Genomic DNA, 20,996 nt, shown 5'->3' with positions numbered 1-20,996 from the left:
CGCTCATATCAGTTGCTAGAACATTTAGAGTGTTTTTGTGTCATGACTATTTGCTAGAGCCCCGTACTGAATCTATTACTTTGTCAGATTACTTTTTAAGTTCTAATTTATCGATAAGAAACCTGCCGAAGCAGGTTTTTTAATTAAGCAGGAATGGCTTTGGCTTTTTCTTCTCGAACCCAATGACGATGTTCTTGAATGGCTTTTTTAAAATCTTTTTGAACATCTTTAAACGATTTAGAAATAAAGATCGCATCATCTTTTTCTAAATCGAGTAATTCAAGAAGTGTCTCTTTGTCACCTAACAAGACAAAGGGTTTTAAATGCTTATAAGTTTCTTGAACATAATGTTTTGCAACACCATCTGCTTTGAAAGCATCTGAATTATTACCATCAATAACAACTACTGCATCATAAGTAATCGAAGGCTCACCATTTTGTCGACCATCAACCGCAATTTCCTCACCATTTTTTGATTTAACTGGTGCAGCATTCGGAGCGAGCACTTCAGCGATGGCATTCTCTGATTTAGCCCAAGCTTTGACTGCATCCACCGAAGCAGAATTTGCACCGTCATGTACTAAAACGGCAATTTTACGTTGTTTAATATCGGGTGCAGGGAAGGCTTCAATGGATAACTTTTTAGACACCTGAATCGAAGATTTTGATTTAGGAGTTTTTGTCGCATCTTGAGTTACTTTTTTAGACACTTTAAGACCAAGTTCATCTGCAACAAACTTTGCTAGATCAACATCAATATTTACTAAAACTTCGTCAATCACACGTTGTCGAATCGCAACACGATTGACTTTAGAAAGTTCAAAGGCATAAGCGTCCTTAATATGTTGCTGTTCGTGTTTTTCTAGACTGCTATAGTTTAACGTTGCTTGTGAGAAATGATCGGCAAAGCTTTCTGGTCGAACTCTTAACTTGCTGCCTTCCACTTTTTCTGCATGTGTGCGATAAGCATGCTGATCCTCAGTGGCTTCACGCGGATAGTTATCATCTATAGAGTTGGGTTCATAATTGGCTTGACCCTTATGAATATGATGATTTGCGAAACCGCCACGTCGGTTGGTATGGAAAGGGCAGACAGGCTTGTTAATTGGAATTTGATTGAAGTTAGGCGTGCCTAGGCGATGTAATTGCGTGTCTGTATAACTAAATAAACGACCTTGTAGTAATGGATCATTACTGAAATCAATACCAGGAACAATATTCGCAGGGCTAAAAGCAACTTGCTCCGTTTCAGCAAAGAATTCATCAGTATTGCGATTGAGCACAAACTTACCCAATGGCGTTACAGGAACTAATTCTTCAGGTACGAGTTTTGTCGGGTCAAGAACATCAAAATCCCATTTCGCTGCATCTTCTTCAGTAAATATTTGTGCACCAAGTTCCCATTCAGGATAGTTACCTTGATTAATCGCATCCGTTAAATCACGACGATGGAAGTCGGGATCTTTACCATTCAGTTTTAAAGCTTCATCCCAGACCACTTGAGCAACCCCTTGCTTAGGCGTCCAATGGAACTTGACTAAATGAGCTTCGTTCTTTGCATTAATCAATCTAAAGGTATGAACACCAAAACCTTGAATGCTTCTTAAATTTCGTGGAATAGCTCGATCTGACATGACCCATGTGGTCATATGTGCGGTTTCGGTGTTTAAGGAAATGAAGTCCCAAAATGTATCGTGTGCAGATTGACCCGTTGGGATTTCATTATGATCCTCAGGTTTAACCGCATGTACAAAGTCTGGAAACTTGATTGCATCTTGAATAAAGAATACAGGAATATTATTGCCGACTAAATCATAGTTGCCATCTTGTGTATAAAATTTAATGGAAAAACCACGAACATCGCGGACAACATCAGCTGAACCACGTCCCCCTTGGACAGTTGAAATACGTACAAAGATGGGTGTTTGGTTTTTTGTATCTGTTAAAAATTGTGCTTTAGTCCATTTTTCATTGCCTTCATAAGCCTCAAAATAACCATGTGCACCAACACCACGCGCATGTACAACGCGCTCAGGAATACGTTCACGATCAAAGTGAATGAGTTTATCTCGTAGTAAGAAATCCTCAAGCAATGTCGGTCCGGTACTACCCGCTTTTAAGCTATTTTGATTATCTGTAACTTTCACCCCAAGTGAAGTGGTCAGCGTTGTATTTTGAGGGTCTGAAAAAGCTTCATTTTCAAATTGTTTAATTTTTTGATTGTCTTTCTTTTTCATGTTCATCTCGCTATAGATTAAAGATCAATAATAATTTGGCTGATGAAAAAACTTTTAGGTCGTATATAGACTTTCTAACTATGATTAGTTGTAGATAGTAAATAAAGAGCACCTCAAAGTGATTCACTCTTTGAGGTGTCAAAATTTATTTTGCTTTAGATTTAGTCGGCTTTTTAGCAGTTGCTTTTACGCCTTTGGATTTGTCACTTTTAGACTGAGTCGTGGCTTTAGTTTTTGATGTTTTAGAGGTCGATTTTGCTTTACTCTCCTTCGCTTTTGAGTCTTTTGACTTAGAATCTTTATCTTGAGTCTCTTTAGCTTTAGCGGATTTTGTACTCGTTTTCTTGTTTGATTCTGCTGCTTTACCATCTTTTGCTTTGCTATCTTTTTTAGCAGCCGTTTTGGTTGATGATTTGGCTTTAGAATCCTTTGTGCTCGATTTTTCAGCAGATTTTTTAGTCGATTTCTCTGCCTTACTATCTGCTTTGTCATCTTTGGCTTTTGTCGATGATTTGGCAGGTGTTTTCTTTTTGGTTTCTGCAGTTTTTTTAGATTTTGAACCTTTATCTTTATCTAAAGATTCAATGGTTTTTTCAAGTTCTTCTTTTACAGTTTTTAAAAGCTCTTTTGCTTTGCTAGAACCTTTAGAATTAGTGGTTTGAGTCGTAGATTTCTTAGAAGTGTTTGTTTTCTTTTGTGTAGTAGCCATGGGCAAAATCCTTTATGAAATACGTTGTTGGAATGCCGAAAAAATTCGTCACAACTTCAATGTAACGTTTTAAAAATTAAGTTGTGTGTACAATATGTGACCAATTATTTAATTGTAAATTTTAAATTATAAGGGCTTGATAAACTTATTAAAAATAAATTTTAAATGTAATTTGTATTACATTATTATTACATATAAGGTGAGAAATCTAAAATTAGTTGAAGAGAATGAGTATATATTTATCTTAGAAATAGCAAATTATATTGAATAAATTTAAAGTCTTAGAGTGAGACTTCAATATGTTAAAGAATCATTTATTAAAAATTCAGAAGTTCAGACTTCAACGACAACATAATATTTTTTAACTGCTTTAATCACTTCAAAAGTCCCCTGAAATGCGGGAGGAATAATGCCTGCTTGACCCTCTGTCACTTCAATGAAGTTTCCTGAATGATCGTGTATACGGACTATGCCTTCAATCACAGTAAAGAATTCTTGTTTATTGTCCGCGAATACAATATTCCAAGCACCCACTTCGCACTCCCAAAGGCCGCAGTTCATATTTGGATGTTCATAAAGAGTATGTGTAATTCTTTGAGGATTTCCTGAAACCAAACGATCTGGTCTAGGATAATCGATCGTCGGTTCTGCTTGGCTGAGATCTTGACCTGCAATAAAAATAGATGTCATTTTAAATATTCCTAAATACACATTAGAAATCAGAAAGTACTAAAACATGTTTTAAAGTTAAGACAAAATAAAACCCCAACATGGGTTGAGGTTTTGAGACAACATCAATGGCTTTCAGGGACGGCACTTAAGAATTCACGACGGTCTTCTTTATTGGTTTTGAAGTCACCGATGAATGACACGGTTCGAGTCGTAGACTCTTGTTTACCCACACCACGCATCATCATGCACATATGCGCAGAATCAATCACGACAGCTACACCGCGAGCACCTGTCACCTCAGCAACAGCTTCAGCAATTTGCTGTGTTAGATTTTCTTGAATCTGTAAGCGACGTGCAAACATTTCCGTGATTCGAGCAAATTTAGATAAGCCCAAAACATTGCCTTCAGGTAAGTATGCAATATGCACACGTCCATAGAACGGCAGTAAATGATGTTCACATAATGAATAAAATTCGATGTTTTTCACCAAAACCATTTCACGGTTATCTGAAGGGAAGACCGCATTGTTGGTCACTTCTTCAAGCGTTTGGCTGTAGCCCGACGTTAAATACGAAAAAGCTTTTGCAGCACGCATTGGCGTATCTTTTAGACCAGGACGAGTAAGATCTTCACCAACGGCTGTAAGGATGTTGGCGTAGGATTGCTGCATAGACATAAGACGTGTTCACTTACACTGATATCGAACAAGGACGGCATTGTAGCAGAAAACTATTACAATGCCCTGATTTGGGGAAAAAATCCGATTATTGATTAAATTTTGGGTTTTTCTCAGCACGTTTGAGCAAAACAAGGACAGCCCCTGTGCCGCCTTGCTTTTCAGGTGCGCTGACAAATGCCAAAACATCACGGTGCTGGCGAAGCCAACCATTGACATACGTCTTTAAAATCGCATCAGGCCCTTTACCATGTACAATTTTTAAGACATTTTGATTTTCGTCTTTGGCAATTTGAATGATCTGTAATACAGCCTGACGTGCTTCTTCTACGGTACAGCCATGTAAGTCGACCGCTTCAAACCAACGTAGATTTCCAGCTTTTAAATCTTCAAACACTTTATGTTGAAGCGTAGCAATTCGATAGCTGAGATTCGCTTGACTGCCAACAGGGTTGAGCATTGCTTGAGTATCTGATAATTCAGCTAAGTCCGTTTGCATTGGACCTTCTGCAGCAGCCCGTTTTGCAAGAATTTGAGCACTGGGCTTTTTTGAATTTGATTTGTCAATTTTCGCAATATTGCTGTTATCCATTTTTTGGACACCTTGCATTTGTTTGCGAAATAATTCGAGATCATCTTCAGGCTCGGATTGGACTTGAGCTTGTTCCTCGACAGCCTTTTTGATTGCTGTTGTATGAGGATGGGTAATTTGCTTTTTAAATGATTTCAATAAGTCATACTGCGCTTTTGAGAGCGAAGAATCATGTTTACTCATAGTTGAATGAAACATCTAAATAGAAGGATTTGAGGATGATTATAATCGGAAAGTCGATAATTTTGAACTGGATTGAGATTTCAGCTGATTTTTAATCGTCTTATCCGCAGCCTGATAACAATCTCATTAGAAGAAATAGGAAGCCTTCTTAGTAATTTCCTTAAGAGAATATAGTTTAATTTTTTGTGATGCTTAAATTTTTCAATTGTGCTTCACAGCCCGTCTTCTCGATAGGATAAGTATGAGGCGTATCTTTGTTTCAACTGATTGATGAGATTATCGTTGGGAGTGATAAGATCTATCCCACCATCATAAGGGGCAATAATGATATTTTTTTCAAAAGAAATGAAAAAAGCATGAGTTTCGTCATTGGCTATTTGGGTGAGTAAGTCATCGTGTAAATTTTGCGACCATATTGATTGAATAAAGTGCGGAGTAAAGTATCGATTGTTATCTTCACCATCATCAAAATATGTTGGATCTATAGTATGTAAATGAATTGGTTTACCTATTTCAAAATCATAAAGATGAAATGGACTGAGACTGTCATCAGGTGAGCTAATATCTCCATAGGAATAATGACCCGAAACAATATGGATCATAGCTTCTGAGCCAAAACAATCTGAAATGATTTGGTTTTGATGGCGTAGCAACAGTTTCAGCTCAATTTTGCTTTCAGCGTACCTTTTGGCATGAGGAAGACTGTAAATGCGTAGCCAGCTTTCAGAAAAATAATATTTAAACAAATAGCTTATTGGAATTTTTTGAGGGAAAAAGAGATTCCATGAAATTTCAAAATTATGATCTGATGAATTATTCATATTTTTTTAATGATCAAATTAAAATAAAAAAGAAGAGGGTAAACAAACCCTCTTCTTAAATTTAGTTATAACTGTATTGGCTTACCAAACAATTCTGCAAATGCATGATCAGGGCGTGGCTGTTTCATAAAACTTTCCCCAACTAAAAATGAATGAATGTTATTTTCTTGCATCATGGCAACGTCAGCAGGCGTCGCAATACCGCTTTCAGTCACCAACAGGCGAGAAGGTTCTAATAATTTTTTCAAACGGATCGAGGTATTTAAATCGACATCAAATGTTTTCAGATTTCGATTATTGACACCTAAGATACAACGCTCATTCAAGCGAAGTGCACGTTCCAATTCTTCATCATCATGTACTTCAACCAAAACATCTAAGTTTTGCTCAAAGGCAGTTTTAGACATTTCTTCCAGTTGTTGATCCGATAAACACGCCACGATCAATAAAATACAGTCAGCATGCAAAGCACGAGCTTCAATCACGCCGTAAGGATCAATTAAAAAATCTTTACGAAGTGCAGGTAAAGCGCAATGATTACGTGCAATCTGAATATTTTCATCCGCGCCATGGAAGAAATCCACATCAGTCAAAACCGATAAGCAAGCAGCACCTGCAATTTCATATTGCTGAGCAATTTCTGCTGGATTAAAGTTTTCACGAATGATGCCTTTTGACGGTGATGCTTTTTTAATTTCTGCAATCACACCTGGTTGTTTGCTCAGTAAAGACTGAGCAAAACCACGAACAGGTGTTGCGGCTTGAGCAAATTGTTCTACATCATACAAACTACGTTGCTTTAAACGAAGTACAAACTCTTCATGTTTACGATCAATAATTTTACCTAAAATCGTATTTGCGATATTCACCATGAGTCGTTTCCTTGCTTAAGCTTCGTATTGTTTTAGTGTTTTAGTGAATTCAGATAAAACGCTGAGTTTTTCTAAAGCTTGTCCACCATAAATAATGTCATGCGCCAGTGCGACACCTTGTTTATAGCTGGTCGTTAAACCAGACACATAGATACCTGCACCTGCATTGAGTGCGATCATGTTGGCAGCTTTCTCACCAATCGCTGATTTCTTTTTACCGAGTGCATCTTGGATCAATTTAAAGCTATGCGCAGAGTCTTCGATCATCAGACCCGTTAAAGTCTGAGATTCGATATCAACGTCTTCAGGTGTAATGGTATATTCGGTGACTTCACCATTTTTAAGCTCAGCCACATAGGTGGTTGACGCTAGGCTGATTTCATCTAAGCCATCACGTGAATGAACAACCATGACATGTTCAGCACCAAGTTGTTGCATCACTTCTGCAATCGGACGGCATAGTTCTTGCGAGAACACACCGATCACTAAACGTTTTACTCCTGCCGGATTCGTAAGCGGGCCAAGGAGGTTGAAAATGCTTCGGAATGCCAATTCACGACGTGGGCCAACTGCATATTTCATTGCTTTATGATGATTCGGTGCAAACAAGAAACCCACACCCATTTCACGGATACAGCGCTCAGTCTGAGCCATGTTTAGATCAAGATTGATTCCTGCAATTTCTAGCAGATCAGAAGAGCCTGATTTGGTTGAAACACCACGGTTGCCATGCTTTGCAATAGTTGCACCAGCGGCCGCGATGACAAAAGCAGACGCCGTCGATACGTTAAACAAGTTTTGACCGTCACCACCTGTACCTACGATATCAACCAAGTAGGGCACATCGCTGACATCAATCTTGATGGCAAATTCGCGCATCACACGTGCTGCTGCAGTGATTTCATCAATACTTTCACCTTTTTGGCGAAGTCCCATCATCAAAGCGCCAATTTGGGCATCAGTGGCTTCACCATTCATGATGGTACGCATCACGTCTTCCATTTGCGGTTGAGTGAGTTCGATATTTTTAGTGATGTTATTTAAAGCTTGTTGCATGTTCATAATCTGTTTCGCACTCTATCTAAGCGTAAATTTCTAAAAAGTTTTTAAAGACTTGATGACCGTGTTCACTGAGAATTGACTCTGGGTGGTACTGCACGCCTTCAATAGGCAATGTCTTATGTTTTACACCCATAATTTCTTCCATCGAACCATCGGCTTGATTGGTCCAGCATGTGACTTCTAGGCATTCAGGTACAGTCGCCTGATCAATCACCAAAGAGTGATAACGCGTTGCAGCAAATGGAGAAGGTAAATTACTGAAAATACCAGTATTTGAATGATACATATCTGAAAGACGACCATGCATCACTGTTTTTGCACGAATGATATCACCACCAAAAGCTTGCCCAATCGCTTGATGACCAAGACAAACACCTAAAAGTGGAATCTTTCCTGCAAAATGCTGAATCACAGGAATCGAAATCCCTGCTTCAGAAGGGGAACATGGACCAGGACCAATCACGATGTATTTCGGTTGCCATCGCTCAATTTCTTCTAATGTGACTTGATCATTCCGAACAACTTTTACTTGTTGATCTAACTCGCCGAAATATTGGACGATGTTATAAGTAAAGCTATCGTAATTGTCTATCATTAAGAGCATGAGACTGAACCTACTAACCTATTGAAATTTATGCACTGAATTGTGCTTTATAATCCGTTTGCTATCCATGGCATAACGTTTAACATTCATTTGAAGAATGTCCATGTAAGAAATGGATATAGCGCCATCATAGCAAAAAATTAAATATAATCAGTTTAAAAATTAAGTTTTACTGATCACAGTTGCAACTTTTAAAAATGACGCACCTCACTGCATATTCAAGATGATCAAAACAGTATTTTTCAAACAATTTATAAATGTGTGTTTAATTGATATTTAACTGTATCTAAATAATATGTATTAGATCCTATCTGATTGAAAATGAAAACTAAATTTCGTCAATTTTGAGTTATAAAGTTTCGAAACAAATGCTATATTCGAGTTTAAACATAGAGTGATAAATCATCATTTATATGCTTAAAAAATAATTCATAGATCTAATTAGATGAATATTTTTTACAAAGATACGTCGGCTCTAGTTAGAGTTGTTTTTAAATTTTACATTTTATCGTTATTAAAATGAGAGGGTTGAATGAAAGAACAGATCAAAATAGCAGTCTTTGGTTTGAGCCTGAATGTGCTGGAGAATTTTAAATATAAATTAAGCAGTATGTTCGAAGATCTGTTCAAAATTTCTTGGGTTAATATTGGTGATCCGCAGCTAGAAATTTTATTGGTGAATGATATGTTTTTTGGTTCACCAACCATTCAAAATCTGGTGAGTTCCAAACAGCTCCCGTATTTACGCTTGATTACTCAAGCAGAAAGATCGGGATCGATTGTGAATGACACCCTGTATTTACCCTTTACTGAAAATGATCAGGTGAGAATCTGGTTCAAGGACCGTTATGCCAAAGTTCCGCTTAATCAAAAGTTGAGTAAAGAAGTCACTCAAAAACAGTTTGAAATCTCAAAAATTTTAGAAGAATTGCTAAACGAGCGAAACGGAAACCTACAAGTTTTTGATTCTAATGGCCCTATAGGATTGGTAAATACTCGTTCAGAACAAATTTGGTTAGATCCATCTCGGAAAATTGAAGGTACCGATGAAACCTTAAATTATACCTATGCCACCATGCAAATGATGCAAAATGTGAGCTTGACCCAAGGCAAAGATTTGCGATCTTTTTTGTGGAATATGATGTGGTCTTCTAATCGCTTGATACAGGTAAAAAGCACGCAAAAATATTATAAGTTACAGTACTGGCCACACAGTAATTCAGTCAGAGAGCGTACACAAATTTTTAAAATAGCAGCGTGCTTTGAGCGTGGAAGTAATATTAAGCATGTAGAAAACAAATTGGGATTATCTGCTGAAATCATTGAAAAATTTGTTTCTATTGGTTTAATCACGCAAATACTCAAAGAAATTGATGAAGAGCAAGCGCAATTTATCTCTGAACAGGTTGTGGAAAAACAAGGTGTGATTAAAGGTTTTTTTGGTAAGTTGAGAAAAAAACTAGGAATTTAAAAGATTCCAATTATTCATAATATTTTGATCGAATTTTATTAAGAGCTTAGGGGACCAAGATGATTCTACAACAATATAAGATTGTATTTGGTGGAAAAATGGGGGCTGGTAAATCTGAGGCAATTCAGTCCATTTCTGAAACAAAGGTTCTTTCTACAGAAGCATTAAACACAGATCAGGATGCACACAGCAAAGCTTTGACAACTGTTGGAATTGATTATGGAGAAATCCAAATCGAAGATGATATTACTGTCGGTTTGTATGGTACACCGGGTCAGGAACGCTTTGATTTTATGTGGCCCGTCATCTGTGAAGGGGCTATTGGCGCGATCATACTGATTGATCATTCTAGCCGCTCAGCTCTAGATGACTTAGCGTATTACTTTGAAACTTTTAGTAAATTTATTTCAAATCTAGTCATTGGAATTACTCATGTTGATGAAGACTCACAACAGTTGTTAAAAAAATACCGAAATTGGATGGATATGAATAATATTCACTTACCAATTTTTGCAGTAGATGCACGTGTAAAAGATGATGTTCTGTTATTAGTTGAAGTGCTTATTGCACGTGCTGAAGTGCAGTATCTTTAGAAAAATCTCTCCGATTTGGTGCAATAAACAATAATAAATACGCAAAGAAATCAAAGATGATTATTTTCTATTTTAATTGAGATTCCGTCTGATCATGTTTAAAAATCCGAATTCTGGTTAAGGAAGTAAGATTTTTCATCTTGAGACCGATTCAGTATTTTAATTATGAAAAAATCTATGATTTGATTTGGTAGCACCAAAATTGGATTCAAATGAACCAAAAATTAAATTTATTTCATAGTCTTGAATAAAAAAGATTAGCCTTGATTCGGGTTAAAGAAGATTTAAATAATCAATCGACAATGGGTAAATGTTGACTGAAGGATTTATTTTTTTCTCAAAGTGGACTTACATTGAGCCTAACGGGGCCTTAAGCTCTTTTTAGAGGCGTAAAATGCACTAAAATGGTGCGACATAAGTTTCTTGAAAATATAAATATAGTTCTATGTGTGAATATGGTGCATTTACTTTTTGACACAGTATAATAAAGACATTAGCAAATAGTCTAAGCTCGTTTTCTCATAAGGATTTCAAGATTTTAGATTTATTTGTGAAAGTTGGTATGAGAATTGCTTAAGCTATATCAACTTCTAACACGCACTTGAAAGTGCAACAAAAAATTCATTGGAGCAAATGAGCATGGCGAACAAGGTCCTTCAACTCATACAAGAAAGTGGCGCAAAATGGGTCGATTTTCGCTTTACTGATACTAAGGGTAAAGAGCAACACGTGACTTACCCCGCTGACACAATCGATGAAGATTCATTCGAAGACGGTAAAATGTTCGATGGTTCATCAATTGCAGGTTGGAAAGGTATTGAAGCGTCTGACATGATTTTACGCCCGGATGCTGAAACTGGTTTTATTGACCCGTTCTTCGCTGAGCCTACAGTTGTTGTGACTTGTGACGTTATCGAACCATCTACAGGTCAAGGTTATGATCGTGATCCACGTTCGATTGCTCGCCGTGCTGAAGAATATTTAAAGTCTACAGGTATTGGTGATACAGCATTCTTTGGTCCAGAACCAGAATTCTTCGTATTTGATGAAGTTAAATGGGAAATCGACATGTCTGGCGCTCGCCATACATTGATCGCTGAAGAAGCTGCTTGGTCTACGAACAAAGACTACGAAGGTGGTAACTCAGGGCATCGTCCACGTGTCAAAGGCGGTTACTTCCCAGTTCCTCCGGTAGATTCTTCACATGATATGCGTGCAGAAATGTGTGCAAAAATTGAAGACATCATGGGACCTGGTCGCGTAGAAGTTCATCACCACGAAGTTGCATCTTGCCAATTAGAAATTGGTGTGAGTTTCAATACCATGGTGCGTAAAGCGGACGAAGTGCAACAGTTTAAATATGCTGTTTGGAACGTTGCGCACCAATATGCGAAAACTGCGACGTTTATGCCTAAACCAATGGTTGGCGATAATGGTTCTGGTATGCACGTGCATATGTCGATCTCAAAAGATGGCAAGAACTTGTTTGCTGGTGATGAATATGCGGGTTTGTCAGAAATGGCGCTTTACTTCATTGGCGGTGTGATCAAGCATGCGCGTTCATTGAATGCAATCACGAACCCTTCTACGAACTCGTATAAGCGTTTAGTGCCACATTATGAAGCACCAATTATGTTGGCTTACTCAGCGCGTAACCGTTCTGCATCTATCCGTATTCCTTATGTTTCTAGCCCGAAAGGCAAACGTATCGAAGCACGCTTCCCTGATCCAATGATGAACCCGTACTTAGGTTTCGCAGCATTATTGATGGCGGGTATCGACGGTATTCAAAATAAGATTCACCCAGGTGAAGCTGCAGATAAGAACTTGTACGATCTTCCTCCTGAAGAAGAAGCGAAAATTCCTACAGTTGCACACAGCTTAGATATGGCGCTTGAAGCACTTCAAGCGGATCATGACTACCTGCTTAAAGGTGGCGTGTTCACGAAAGAAATGTTGGATGCTTATATCGAGCTTAAAACTGAAGAAGTTCGTCGTTTGAACACGACAACTCACCCAGTTGAATTTGACATGTACTATAGCCTGTAATTTATTTTTAAATAACACTATAAAAAGAACCCGCGCATGTCGCGGGTTTTTTTAATCTCGCGTATTGTTGAGTTAAGATAATGCATTGATTAATAAATTGAGTTGTCATGGCAAAACCACGTAAAAAACATACAGGATTTTTTCCTTGGGTTGATCCACAAGATCATGAAAAAGGTTTTAAGTTGAATTTTTCAGAAGTAATTTATATAGAAATAGGGCGAACGATTGAGGGATATAAGCAAGCTGAATTTATAGAATTGAAAAATCCAGAATTGGCTTTAAGTTTTGATTATCCAAAAATCTTTTATATCAGTGCTGAAGGTTTGATTTTGATTAAAACCCCTCAAGGTCAATTTCAAGTGATTGCTAAAACAGACAATGCTTAGTCATTGAAATATTATGGTTTAAATGTATTGATTTGATGAAGTTTTAAAATTAGCCAATGAGTGATTTATGCAGCATATTCCAAAACAACTAAGTCCTTGGCTAAGTGCATCTGGATCATTGACTCAGCAATTGACAGATCTAGCAAACGGATCATTTAGAGTTCAACCTGTTAAAGAGCACTTTCAAAGATTAAGTTTTCAAGATGCCAAATGGATGCAAATGCCCAAGCATCATACTTCATGGGTGCGAGAGAGTTATCTTTACGGTTGTGAAGAACGGCCTTGGGTGAAGGCAAAAAGTATTTTTCCAATCTTAAGTTTGCAAAAAAAAGCGCGAATATTTCAGCACATTGGTACTAAGCCTATAGGATTATTTTTGTTTCAACGGACTCAACCCGCATGTGATCGTCGTGTGATCTTGCTTGAAGATGGTTGGACCCGTCAGAGCTGTTATACTTGGCATGGGTGTAAATTTATTGTTCAAGAAACTTTTTTACAGAGTTTTGAGCGATTTATACAACAAAAAACTTAATTAAATGTGGTTAAAGACGAATGACTGTGACGGAGAGTATCACTTGGCGTGAACGCTTAGAAGCCTACTATTATTTATGTCGTTTTGATAAGCCGATTGGTACTGAACTGGTATTTTGGCCAACCATGTGGGCATTGTGGATTGCGAACTCGGGTACACCTAGTTTGCCAATACTGATTCCGATGATTCTCGGGACAGTATTTATGCGTGCCGCTGGCTGTGCCATCAATGATTTTGCAGATCGCAAGGTAGATGGTGCCGTAGAGCGAACTAAAACTCGTCCATTGGCAACAGGTGTGATTCGAGCAAGGGAAGCAATCTACGTATTTTTAGCGCTCGTATTCGCCAGTGCGTGTATGTTGTTTTTCTTGCCGATTGAAACATTTTATTGGTCTTTTGGGGCATTATTTTTAGCTTTCATTTATCCATTTATGAAACGCTACACTCACTTGCCACAAGTGTTTTTAGGCGCAGCATTTTCATGGTCTATTCCTATGGCGTATACCGCCATTGGGCAAACGCCTGATTTAACTTGCTGGTTGCTTTATTTTGGTAATTTGGCGTGGACAGTGGCATATGATACTCAATATGCGATAACTGATCGTGAGGATGATTTAAAAATTGGTGTGAAATCTACCGCGATCTTGTTTGGGCGATTTGATATTCAAATCATTTCAATATTGCAGTTGTTCAGTCTAATTTTATTGGGTTCTGCACTCTGGTTGGAAAGTTTAATCATTCCATTTGGGGGGCTTGCGTTGTTGGTTGTTGCAATGGATTTTATTTATCAATGGACACGAACACGTGATAAAAATCCTCAACAGTGTTTCTGGGCATTTAGACATAACCGATGGGTGGGACTGATGATTTTTATCGGCATATTCATCGCTACCTTATAATTTTTGGTTTTTTGAATAAAAGCATCCTAGCCAGATGCTTTTTTTTATGCTTAATTAAAACAAGCCAAAATGGCTTTGAAAAATATAAGAAAAGGATTTAATAATGAAAAAGGTATTTCAACGATCACTGATCGCCTTGATGTGTTCATCTATATTGTTATTGACAGCATGTAACGATGACGATGATCACAAAGACTATCAGCAAATGCCCTCGGTATATCAATCTGAAGTGAAGTATCAGCTGGACTCATTAGATGAGGCCTCACGGATTAATGTCATGACGTATCTTATGCCTAATGTTCAAGGTAAGACATCAAAAGCAACAGCATTGGTGATGTTTCCTAAGACACCTCAGCCTGCAGGTGGGTGGAAGACTGTGGTTTGGGCGCATGGAACAACGGGGATTGGCGACAGTTGTGCACCAAGTAATAATGTATTCCATGAAAGGTTTGAAATCCTAGCCAAAAGTCTTCTAGCGGCAGGTTATGTGATCGTCGCACCTGATTACGAAGGTTTAGGAACATCAGGGATACATCCTTACCTCAACTTAGACAGTGCTGCAAACTCTGCGTTATATGCTGTTAAAGCGGTTCAGGAGAAGTATAAAAATGAGCTGAGTACGTCATGGATGTCGATTGGTCAATCTCAAGGTGGACATGCGTCATTGGGCATTGCTGAACATGCAAATCAAAATCCTAACTTCAAAGGTGCTGTAGCAACCGCACCTGCATCAAGCTTGGGTTATATCATCACTCAAGTCGCCCCTCAGGCGATTGCAGGAATTGAAGCTGGCGAAGGGGTGGGTGACGCGTACCCTTATCCTGTTGGCGCGTCTATAGCTGTATATGCAGAGCTATTGGCTTATGCGGCATTAACGGGCGTAGGGATTAAAGCCTATGAACCTCAATTTGACTTGAGTCAGATTTTTCAGGATGACGCAAAACTGATTGCAGAAAAAGCTGAAGGAACCACAGGTGAAAATGGCTTGTGTTTGGAACCGTTAATGGGCGCATTCATGGCTGATATTACTAAGTTTAAGTTGAGTAATCCTGATAAAAAAATTATGGATTACCCAGGGCTTAAAGCTGGTTTTGAGCAGGATCCCGTGATTGCTAAATTCTTAATTGAAAATCAGCCTGCAACCAAGACCATGAACAAGCCGATTTATGTGGTACAAGGTGAAAAAGATACAGCAGTACCTTATCAAGTAACGGCAGAGCTGGTTCGTAAACTCAATGAGGACTTAAAATCTAACCCTAAAGTACTCCTTGAAATTGTAGCAGATGCAAGTCATACCGAGGCAATTGTCAAAAGAAATGCTGAAGTTGTTGCGTTTATTCAAAAAAATATGCCGGCTCAGTAGTTGAATTAATCATGACTGCATAAGTATGGTATAGGTCTAAAAAGAGGGCATAGTTCCTCTTTTTTGTATATTGATGTTTATGAAAGAAAGGCAGCCGATGTGGCAAACTAAAGATCAATCTTTGACGCTTTGATTGCTCCTGATCATTTGCTTTTCATTGAAGAGTTTAAATAGGCATTGAGCGTGTATAGTCATTTTAAACCTTTCTATCACCTTTTAACTCTGAGCAATATTCGTGTATGGAAATCGAAAGTGATTTGTCATGACGAATGTGTATAATTCGAAGGCTAAGCTGAGACCTATAGGGAGACTACATGATCTTCAATATAAGTTCAGGCTGACGAGATCTATATTTCTTCTGTTAAAGCAGTTAAGGGCAAACGGCATGTCTCAATCTCAAAAAATCCCTAAAGCATTTATATTTGGCACGATAGGGATCATGATTCCTGCCATCATTATCGCGATTGCATTTATGGCTATTCAAAGTGATGCTAAAAATAAGGCTGAATATGATCGCTTACGTGCAGAACAAGTGCAGCGTATCACCGATAAAGCTAAATCTGATGCTACATTGGTACATCAACAAGCAACTTCTACAGCACAGATACTAGAATAAAATCACGAGACAATATCTTTTCTTAAGACTTTAATTGTTGGGATATCTGTATAACGATAAACCTGATATCCCGCTTCATATAGCATCGCATCACGTTGTGCATCTTCAACTTCTTTACCGATATGCGATGGATCATCCAGCTCAATAATCGCGATGACTTTTAATTCTTTATCTAATAATACAAAGTCAGTGACTTTACGATTAAATTTGGATCGAATCTTTAAATGATCATTGGTGATGAGCGCGCTAAAAGCCACTTGCGCCATCACATGATATTGTGGAAAAGCTTCTTTTAGCCGATAAAACATTTTAGTTTCATAACGTGTGATGATGCGCTTTGCATAATATTTTTGCTTAGGGCGATATAGCTGTTGTAGGAAAATAGTTAGTAATGCAAGACTCGCAATACACCCAATGATAAAGAAAGTAATTTGACTGGAATCGAACACGAACGAAATTTCTAATAAGTAGATAAGAAAAAACCCACTCGATGAGTGGGTTTTTAGAATCTTGGCTCTCCAACCTGGGCTCGAACCAGGGACCTGCGGATTAACAGTCCGTCGCTCTACCGACTGAGCTATTGGAGAATCTGGTACGCATTCTAGGGTTCAAACCGAACTTGGTCAAGCCTCAAAACTTAAAAATATAAGAAAAATGAATCAACTGATTTAAAATTAATCTAAATAATGGTTAATTTATATTTTTGATTGCTTTAACTTAATGTTCACGACTTTATTAAGGGAAGGGTTTGTCTACATTCGTTCATCAGCCTGATTAATTGCTTATCAGTCGTATTGGTTTGAATTGAGCTTTTAGTCTGCTGGATGAGTTGAGTATGTGTTTGGGGATTCAATTCATTCGTGCAATGAAAAATACGTTCATCCATCAAAGCTAGAGCAGATTTATTGGACTCCGTCTTTTGCGAGCATTGAAATATGAATATGATTATAGAAATAATGATGATTCAAAGAATCGTAGATTTAAGCCAAGTTTGATTCATATGTTTAGCTTTTTAAATCCGAGTTATTTAATTTAAGACAAATGTGAGTGGATTGATCTTCAAATTTTTAAATAAAAAAAAGCCCACTTCATCATGAGTGGGCTTTTTAGAATCTGGCTCTCCAACCTGGGCTCGAACCAGGGACCTGCGGATTAACAGTCCGTCGCTCTACCGACTGAGCTATTGGAGAATCTGATGCGCATTCTATGGGAGGAATGGAAGTGGGTCAAGACAAAATGTTGAAGAAATCATGAATATTGATTTGTTTGGTTTTTTTATCAACATGAATTGTTTAATTAAATCAAAATGTAGATTTGAAGCACAGACTTCTAGGTCTGTAATATTATAAATTTTTTATAGATTTTCAGAAATTTCGATAATATTTAAACTTATAAAGTTAGAGTTTATTTTTAGCGTGGGGTGTTTAAGAGAGAAATTATTCTGAATACAGAAAAAAAGCCCACTTCGCAATGAGCGGGCTTTTTAGTATTTGGCTCTCCAACCTGGGCTCGAACCAGGGACCTGCGGATTAACAGTCCGTCGCTCTACCGACTGAGCTATTGGAGAATCTGATGCGGATTTTAGAGATGAAAACCAATAAGGTCAAGAGCTTAATTCAAAGAAAGTGTACGATTGCTTTATAAATATTCAGATCTGCACCAAAAAATAAAAAATCACCCTTTATGGGTGATTTTTTAAACTAGAAATCAGGCTTTAAGAAAACCTTATTTCTCTACGCCAGCTTCTTGACCAGCATATTTCGCATTGGCGTAATCCCAGTTTACAAGGCTTTCTAAGAAAGTTTTGATGTAAACAGGACGTGCATTACGGAAATCGATGTAGTAAGCATGTTCCCAAACATCGATTGTTAATACTGCAACTTTGCCATGAGCAAGTGGAGTATCAGCATTTGAAGTTTTAAGAATAGATAAGTTACCGTTTACTTCATCAGCAACTAACCACGCCCAACCTGAACCGAACTGAGTTGTTGCAGCAGCAGCAAATTCTTCAGCGAATTTTTCATAAGAACCGAACGCTTCATCAATTTTAGCAGCTAAAGCGCCAGTTGCTTTACCGCCACCGTTTTTAGCCATACAGTTCCAGTAGAACGTATGGTTCCAAACTTGAGCAGCATTGTTGAAGATCCCTGCTTTAGACGCATCACCAGCAGAAGCTTCAATGATTTCTTCTAAAGTTTTGCCTTCAAGATCAGTACCTTTAATTAAGTTGTTTAAGTTAACAACATAAGTATTGTGATGCTTGTCATGATGGAATTCTAAAGTTTCTTTGCTGATGTGTGGAGCAAGATCTTCGTAACCGTATGGTAAAGCCGGTAAAGTAATCGTTGTCATGTTTTCAATTCCTTGCATTGTGCTGGGTTTTGACATTAAGTGGCTTTATTGTAATAGATTCTGAGGGCAAATTGCGCATTGCTTATAAATAACAATACAGAATAAAGCCCGAATTTATACGTATAAAGAAAAATGCCAAACGCAGTCCAGATAAAATTAAATCGGGTTATTTAATTCGAAATAAATATACTCAATATTAAACTGTTCTGAAATAGCTTTGGCTAAACGTTGAACCCCATATTTTTCAGTAGCATGGTGACCACAAGCATAATAATGCACATTCAATTCTTGCGCTTGATAAAAGGTGCGTTCACTGACTTCACCTGAAATATAAGCATCACAATTTTGATCAGCAGCTTTAGAAATGTAATCTTGAGCGCCTCCTGTACAGAAACCTACTTTGTAAATAGATGTTTTATCCGCAGGTAAATGGATCGCATCAAAGCCTAAACGCTCAGAAACATACGTTTTAAATGCTTCAGGTGACATAGCTTGCTTTAAATAGCCGATATTCCCAATTGGATGTCGCTCAGTCGGATCAAGTTGTTCAAGATTTCGCAGTTCGAGTAAGTCGGCAATGGCAGCGTTATTACCTAAAGTAGGGTGACTATCTAAAGGTAAGTGATATCCGACCAGAGAAATATCATTTTGAATGAGGCTTTTGATTCTTTTTCCACGCATACCTGTAATGGGGTAGGGCTCGCCTTTCCAAAAATAACCATGATGTACCAGTAGCATGTCAGCACCATATGCAATCGCCGCTTCGATTGCAGTTTGGGATGCAGTCACCGCACATAGAATTTTTTTAACCTCGGGTTTGCCTTCAATCTGCAGTCCATTGGGTGCATAGTCTTTAAATTCGGGCGATTTCAGGTTTTGATCGCACCATTGAATAATCTCGTTTAACGTTGCCATAAATGTCCAAAAAGCTAAGATATTGAGTAAATCAAAACATATTTTTTATTGTAACTAAAGCTGAACAAAAGTCTTTTATGAAATTTATGTATAAGTGGCAATTTTGATTACAATAAGCAAATAGAAAATGCTTTCGCATCAATAAATTAAATAATTCTTAGAGGTAAATCAAGTGCGCCGGTCCTTTACATGGTTACCATGGGTGTTACTCATTATTGTGATTATCAGTTTTGTTACTTGGCAGAAGGTACATCAGCCGAAAGCGCCAATAGCAGCTGATGGGGTCAAAATGCCTGCTGAAAAAGTTAAGCCTTTGGTGGACACTTCGCGTTCAGGTGGAGTGGTGTCGTATAGTGCTGCGGTTAAAGTGGCAGCGCCAGCCGTGGTCAATATTTTCACCACGCAGAAAGTCAAACAAATGAATCATCCAGTGCTCAATGATCCTATGTTCAGAGAGTTTTTCGGAGATCAATTACCAGAACAATTCAAACAAGGCCCGAATGAGAATAGTTTGGGTTCGGGTGTCATTGTTCGTCCAGATGGATATATTTTGACCAACAATCATGTGATTGCTCAGGCTGACCAAATTGTAGTCGCGTTACAGGATGGCAGACGTGCTGTTGCCAAAGTGATTGGTACAGATCCTGAAAGTGATTTGGCAGTGATTAAAATTGAACTGGATAAATTGCCCGTACTGCCATTCAAATTAAGTGGTAATGAAGTAGGGGATGTCGTCCTTGCGATTGGTAATCCATTCGGTGTAGGGCAAACGGTTACTCAAGGAATTATTTCTGCGACAGGTCGCTCTGATTTAGGGATCAATACCTATGAGGACTTCATTCAAACCGATGCTGCAATTAACCCAGGTAATTCGGGCGGTGCTTTGATTGATGTGGCTGGTAACCTGATCGGTGTTAATACCGCAATTTTCTCGCAATCTGGTGGTTCAATGGGGATCGGTTTTGCGATTCCAGCGAAGATCTGTCAGCAAGTCATGAATGCGATTTTGAAAGATGGTCGCGTCATTCGTGGATGGCTAGGGATTAGTTTGGTTCCACCTAATCAAGAGGATGTACTTAAACCACGTGAAATGGGTGTAGTGATTGCTGATGTACTTCAGAATGGCCCAGCTGCTGGGGCGGGTTTGAAAGTTGGTGACAAAATTATGCAAGTGAATGGTGAAGTGATTAGTTCATCATCACATCTAATTAATTATGTTGCGCTACAAGCACCCAAGACCACGATTAAAATTTCGATCATTCGTAATGAACAACCGATGGATATAGATGTTGTTGTGGGAGAGCGTAAAGTTCAACATTCGGATGATTCACAATTCATCCCATTGCCGCAACGTTAATCGTCTATATATAAAAAATATTAAAACCCTCTCT

At 38.1% G+C, this 20,996-nt stretch carries 21 protein-coding genes and 3 tRNA genes; 9 read left to right on the top strand and 15 right to left on the bottom strand.

Translation table 11 applies throughout. The features are described 5' to 3' along the window. Positions 1–143: 143 nt before the first annotated feature. From AC5YCE_RS00795 to AC5YCE_RS00755, 9 genes are all read right to left on the bottom strand, one after another. A complete protein-coding gene (locus tag AC5YCE_RS00795) occupies positions 144–2,237 on the bottom strand; it encodes a catalase (RefSeq protein ID WP_496170442.1) in 2,094 nt (697 codons plus the stop codon). A gap of 145 nt (positions 2,238–2,382) precedes the next feature. Then, entirely contained in the window at positions 2,383–2,946 is a 564-nt protein-coding gene (locus tag AC5YCE_RS00790) for a hypothetical protein (protein WP_496170440.1), read from the bottom strand. A 333-nt stretch (positions 2,947–3,279) separates the two neighbouring features. Further along, complete coding sequence (locus AC5YCE_RS00785; RefSeq protein ID WP_496170438.1) at positions 3,280–3,636, bottom strand: cupin domain-containing protein; 357 nt, start codon at positions 3,634–3,636, stop codon at positions 3,280–3,282. A gap of 104 nt (positions 3,637–3,740) precedes the next feature. After that, positions 3,741–4,289 (bottom strand): GTP cyclohydrolase I FolE, encoded by a 549-nt coding sequence (gene folE, locus AC5YCE_RS00780; RefSeq protein ID WP_496170472.1) that lies wholly within the window; start codon positions 4,287–4,289, stop codon positions 3,741–3,743. 94 nt (positions 4,290–4,383) lie between these two features. Then, entirely contained in the window at positions 4,384–5,070 is a 687-nt protein-coding gene (locus AC5YCE_RS00775) for a Smr/MutS family protein (protein WP_496170436.1), read from the bottom strand. A 212-nt stretch (positions 5,071–5,282) separates the two neighbouring features. After that, on the bottom strand, positions 5,283–5,891 hold the full coding sequence (locus tag AC5YCE_RS00770; protein ID WP_496170434.1) for a DUF3885 domain-containing protein: 609 nt from the start codon (positions 5,889–5,891) through the stop codon (positions 5,283–5,285). A gap of 65 nt (positions 5,892–5,956) precedes the next feature. Then, the gene (trpC, locus tag AC5YCE_RS00765; protein WP_496170432.1) at positions 5,957–6,763 is read right to left on the bottom strand and encodes an indole-3-glycerol phosphate synthase TrpC; all 807 of its coding nucleotides are present in this window, start codon (positions 6,761–6,763) and stop codon (positions 5,957–5,959) included. A gap of 15 nt (positions 6,764–6,778) precedes the next feature. Then, positions 6,779–7,825 (bottom strand): anthranilate phosphoribosyltransferase, encoded by a 1,047-nt coding sequence (gene trpD / locus AC5YCE_RS00760; RefSeq protein ID WP_496170430.1) that lies wholly within the window; start codon positions 7,823–7,825, stop codon positions 6,779–6,781. Between the two features lie 19 nt (positions 7,826–7,844). Further along, complete coding sequence (locus tag AC5YCE_RS00755; RefSeq protein WP_496170428.1) at positions 7,845–8,429, bottom strand: anthranilate synthase component II; 585 nt, start codon at positions 8,427–8,429, stop codon at positions 7,845–7,847. Between the two features lie 532 nt (positions 8,430–8,961). Here AC5YCE_RS00755 and AC5YCE_RS00750 point away from each other — a divergent pair. The 8 genes from AC5YCE_RS00750 to AC5YCE_RS00715 all read left to right on the top strand — a co-directional run bounded on the left by AC5YCE_RS00750 (position 8,962) and on the right by AC5YCE_RS00715 (position 16,338). Beyond that, the gene (locus AC5YCE_RS00750) at positions 8,962–9,900 is read left to right on the top strand and encodes a hypothetical protein (RefSeq protein WP_496170426.1); all 939 of its coding nucleotides are present in this window, start codon (positions 8,962–8,964) and stop codon (positions 9,898–9,900) included. Between the two features lie 59 nt (positions 9,901–9,959). Continuing rightward, positions 9,960–10,493, top strand: a complete 534-nt coding sequence (locus tag AC5YCE_RS00745) for a GTP-binding protein (protein WP_496125026.1) — start codon at positions 9,960–9,962, stop codon at positions 10,491–10,493. A gap of 633 nt (positions 10,494–11,126) precedes the next feature. Further along, complete coding sequence (gene glnA / locus AC5YCE_RS00740; protein ID WP_496170424.1) at positions 11,127–12,542, top strand: type I glutamate--ammonia ligase; 1,416 nt, start codon at positions 11,127–11,129, stop codon at positions 12,540–12,542. Positions 12,543–12,649: 107 nt separating this feature from the next. Then, positions 12,650–12,928, top strand: a complete 279-nt coding sequence (locus AC5YCE_RS00735) for a hypothetical protein (protein WP_496170422.1) — start codon at positions 12,650–12,652, stop codon at positions 12,926–12,928. Positions 12,929–12,995: 67 nt separating this feature from the next. Continuing rightward, on the top strand, positions 12,996–13,460 hold the full coding sequence (locus tag AC5YCE_RS00730) for a chorismate--pyruvate lyase family protein (RefSeq protein WP_496125023.1): 465 nt from the start codon (positions 12,996–12,998) through the stop codon (positions 13,458–13,460). Positions 13,461–13,480: 20 nt separating this feature from the next. Then, positions 13,481–14,359: a 4-hydroxybenzoate octaprenyltransferase gene (gene ubiA / locus AC5YCE_RS00725; protein WP_496170420.1), complete on the top strand. Its 879-nt coding sequence runs from the start codon at positions 13,481–13,483 to the stop codon at positions 14,357–14,359. A 103-nt stretch (positions 14,360–14,462) separates the two neighbouring features. Further along, a complete protein-coding gene (locus AC5YCE_RS00720) occupies positions 14,463–15,722 on the top strand; it encodes a prolyl oligopeptidase family serine peptidase (protein WP_496170418.1) in 1,260 nt (419 codons plus the stop codon). Positions 15,723–16,107: 385 nt separating this feature from the next. Further along, positions 16,108–16,338: a hypothetical protein gene (locus AC5YCE_RS00715; protein ID WP_496170416.1), complete on the top strand. Its 231-nt coding sequence runs from the start codon at positions 16,108–16,110 to the stop codon at positions 16,336–16,338. Between the two features lie 2 nt (positions 16,339–16,340). Here the strand turns inward: AC5YCE_RS00715 and AC5YCE_RS00710 are convergent, their stop codons facing one another. The 6 genes from AC5YCE_RS00710 to AC5YCE_RS00685 all read right to left on the bottom strand — a co-directional run bounded on the left by AC5YCE_RS00710 (position 16,341) and on the right by AC5YCE_RS00685 (position 19,605). After that, complete coding sequence (locus AC5YCE_RS00710) at positions 16,341–16,787, bottom strand: DUF2726 domain-containing protein (RefSeq protein ID WP_496170414.1); 447 nt, start codon at positions 16,785–16,787, stop codon at positions 16,341–16,343. Positions 16,788–16,849: 62 nt separating this feature from the next. After that, a tRNA-Asn gene (locus AC5YCE_RS00705) sits at positions 16,850–16,925 on the bottom strand. A gap of 527 nt (positions 16,926–17,452) precedes the next feature. Then, positions 17,453–17,528 (bottom strand) — tRNA-Asn (locus tag AC5YCE_RS00700). Between the two features lie 301 nt (positions 17,529–17,829). After that, a tRNA-Asn gene (locus tag AC5YCE_RS00695) sits at positions 17,830–17,905 on the bottom strand. A gap of 158 nt (positions 17,906–18,063) precedes the next feature. Beyond that, positions 18,064–18,690: a superoxide dismutase SodB gene (sodB, locus tag AC5YCE_RS00690; protein ID WP_496125017.1), complete on the bottom strand. Its 627-nt coding sequence runs from the start codon at positions 18,688–18,690 to the stop codon at positions 18,064–18,066. A gap of 156 nt (positions 18,691–18,846) precedes the next feature. Beyond that, the gene (locus AC5YCE_RS00685) at positions 18,847–19,605 is read right to left on the bottom strand and encodes a Nif3-like dinuclear metal center hexameric protein (protein ID WP_496170412.1); all 759 of its coding nucleotides are present in this window, start codon (positions 19,603–19,605) and stop codon (positions 18,847–18,849) included. Positions 19,606–19,777: 172 nt separating this feature from the next. On the opposite strand from AC5YCE_RS00685, the gene AC5YCE_RS00680 reads away from it, so the two are divergent. Then, positions 19,778–20,962: a trypsin-like peptidase domain-containing protein gene (locus AC5YCE_RS00680; protein ID WP_496170410.1), complete on the top strand. Its 1,185-nt coding sequence runs from the start codon at positions 19,778–19,780 to the stop codon at positions 20,960–20,962. Positions 20,963–20,996 lie beyond the last annotated feature (34 nt).

The organism is Acinetobacter sp. CY79 (assembly GCF_059515845.1).
This window is presented reverse-complemented; position numbering and strand designations above follow the sequence as displayed.

Excerpts from the sequence above, each read along its gene's own strand:
- AC5YCE_RS00790 (WP_496170440.1), bottom strand. The coding sequence starts at position 2,946 with ATGGCTACTACACAAAAGAAAACAAACACTTCTAAGAAATCTACGACT.
- trpD (WP_496170430.1), bottom strand. The coding sequence starts at position 7,825 with ATGAACATGCAACAAGCTTTAAATAACATCACTAAAAATATCGAACTC.
- AC5YCE_RS00735 (WP_496170422.1), top strand. The coding sequence starts at position 12,650 with ATGGCAAAACCACGTAAAAAACATACAGGATTTTTTCCTTGGGTTGAT.
- sodB (WP_496125017.1), bottom strand. The coding sequence starts at position 18,690 with ATGACAACGATTACTTTACCGGCTTTACCATACGGTTACGAAGATCTT.
- AC5YCE_RS00750 (WP_496170426.1), top strand. The coding sequence starts at position 8,962 with ATGAAAGAACAGATCAAAATAGCAGTCTTTGGTTTGAGCCTGAATGTG.
- AC5YCE_RS00745 (WP_496125026.1), top strand. The coding sequence starts at position 9,960 with ATGATTCTACAACAATATAAGATTGTATTTGGTGGAAAAATGGGGGCT.
- AC5YCE_RS00770 (WP_496170434.1), bottom strand. The coding sequence starts at position 5,891 with ATGAATAATTCATCAGATCATAATTTTGAAATTTCATGGAATCTCTTT.
- AC5YCE_RS00785 (WP_496170438.1), bottom strand. The coding sequence starts at position 3,636 with ATGACATCTATTTTTATTGCAGGTCAAGATCTCAGCCAAGCAGAACCG.
- AC5YCE_RS00775 (WP_496170436.1), bottom strand. The coding sequence starts at position 5,070 with ATGAGTAAACATGATTCTTCGCTCTCAAAAGCGCAGTATGACTTATTG.
- AC5YCE_RS00685 (WP_496170412.1), bottom strand. The coding sequence starts at position 19,605 with ATGGCAACGTTAAACGAGATTATTCAATGGTGCGATCAAAACCTGAAA.
- folE (WP_496170472.1), bottom strand. The coding sequence starts at position 4,289 with ATGCAGCAATCCTACGCCAACATCCTTACAGCCGTTGGTGAAGATCTT.
- trpC (WP_496170432.1), bottom strand. The coding sequence starts at position 6,763 with ATGGTGAATATCGCAAATACGATTTTAGGTAAAATTATTGATCGTAAA.
- AC5YCE_RS00755 (WP_496170428.1), bottom strand. The coding sequence starts at position 8,429 with ATGCTCTTAATGATAGACAATTACGATAGCTTTACTTATAACATCGTC.
- AC5YCE_RS00720 (WP_496170418.1), top strand. The coding sequence starts at position 14,463 with ATGAAAAAGGTATTTCAACGATCACTGATCGCCTTGATGTGTTCATCT.
- AC5YCE_RS00730 (WP_496125023.1), top strand. The coding sequence starts at position 12,996 with ATGCAGCATATTCCAAAACAACTAAGTCCTTGGCTAAGTGCATCTGGA.
- AC5YCE_RS00715 (WP_496170416.1), top strand. The coding sequence starts at position 16,108 with ATGTCTCAATCTCAAAAAATCCCTAAAGCATTTATATTTGGCACGATA.
- glnA (WP_496170424.1), top strand. The coding sequence starts at position 11,127 with ATGAGCATGGCGAACAAGGTCCTTCAACTCATACAAGAAAGTGGCGCA.
- ubiA (WP_496170420.1), top strand. The coding sequence starts at position 13,481 with ATGACTGTGACGGAGAGTATCACTTGGCGTGAACGCTTAGAAGCCTAC.
- AC5YCE_RS00795 (WP_496170442.1), bottom strand. The coding sequence starts at position 2,237 with ATGAAAAAGAAAGACAATCAAAAAATTAAACAATTTGAAAATGAAGCT.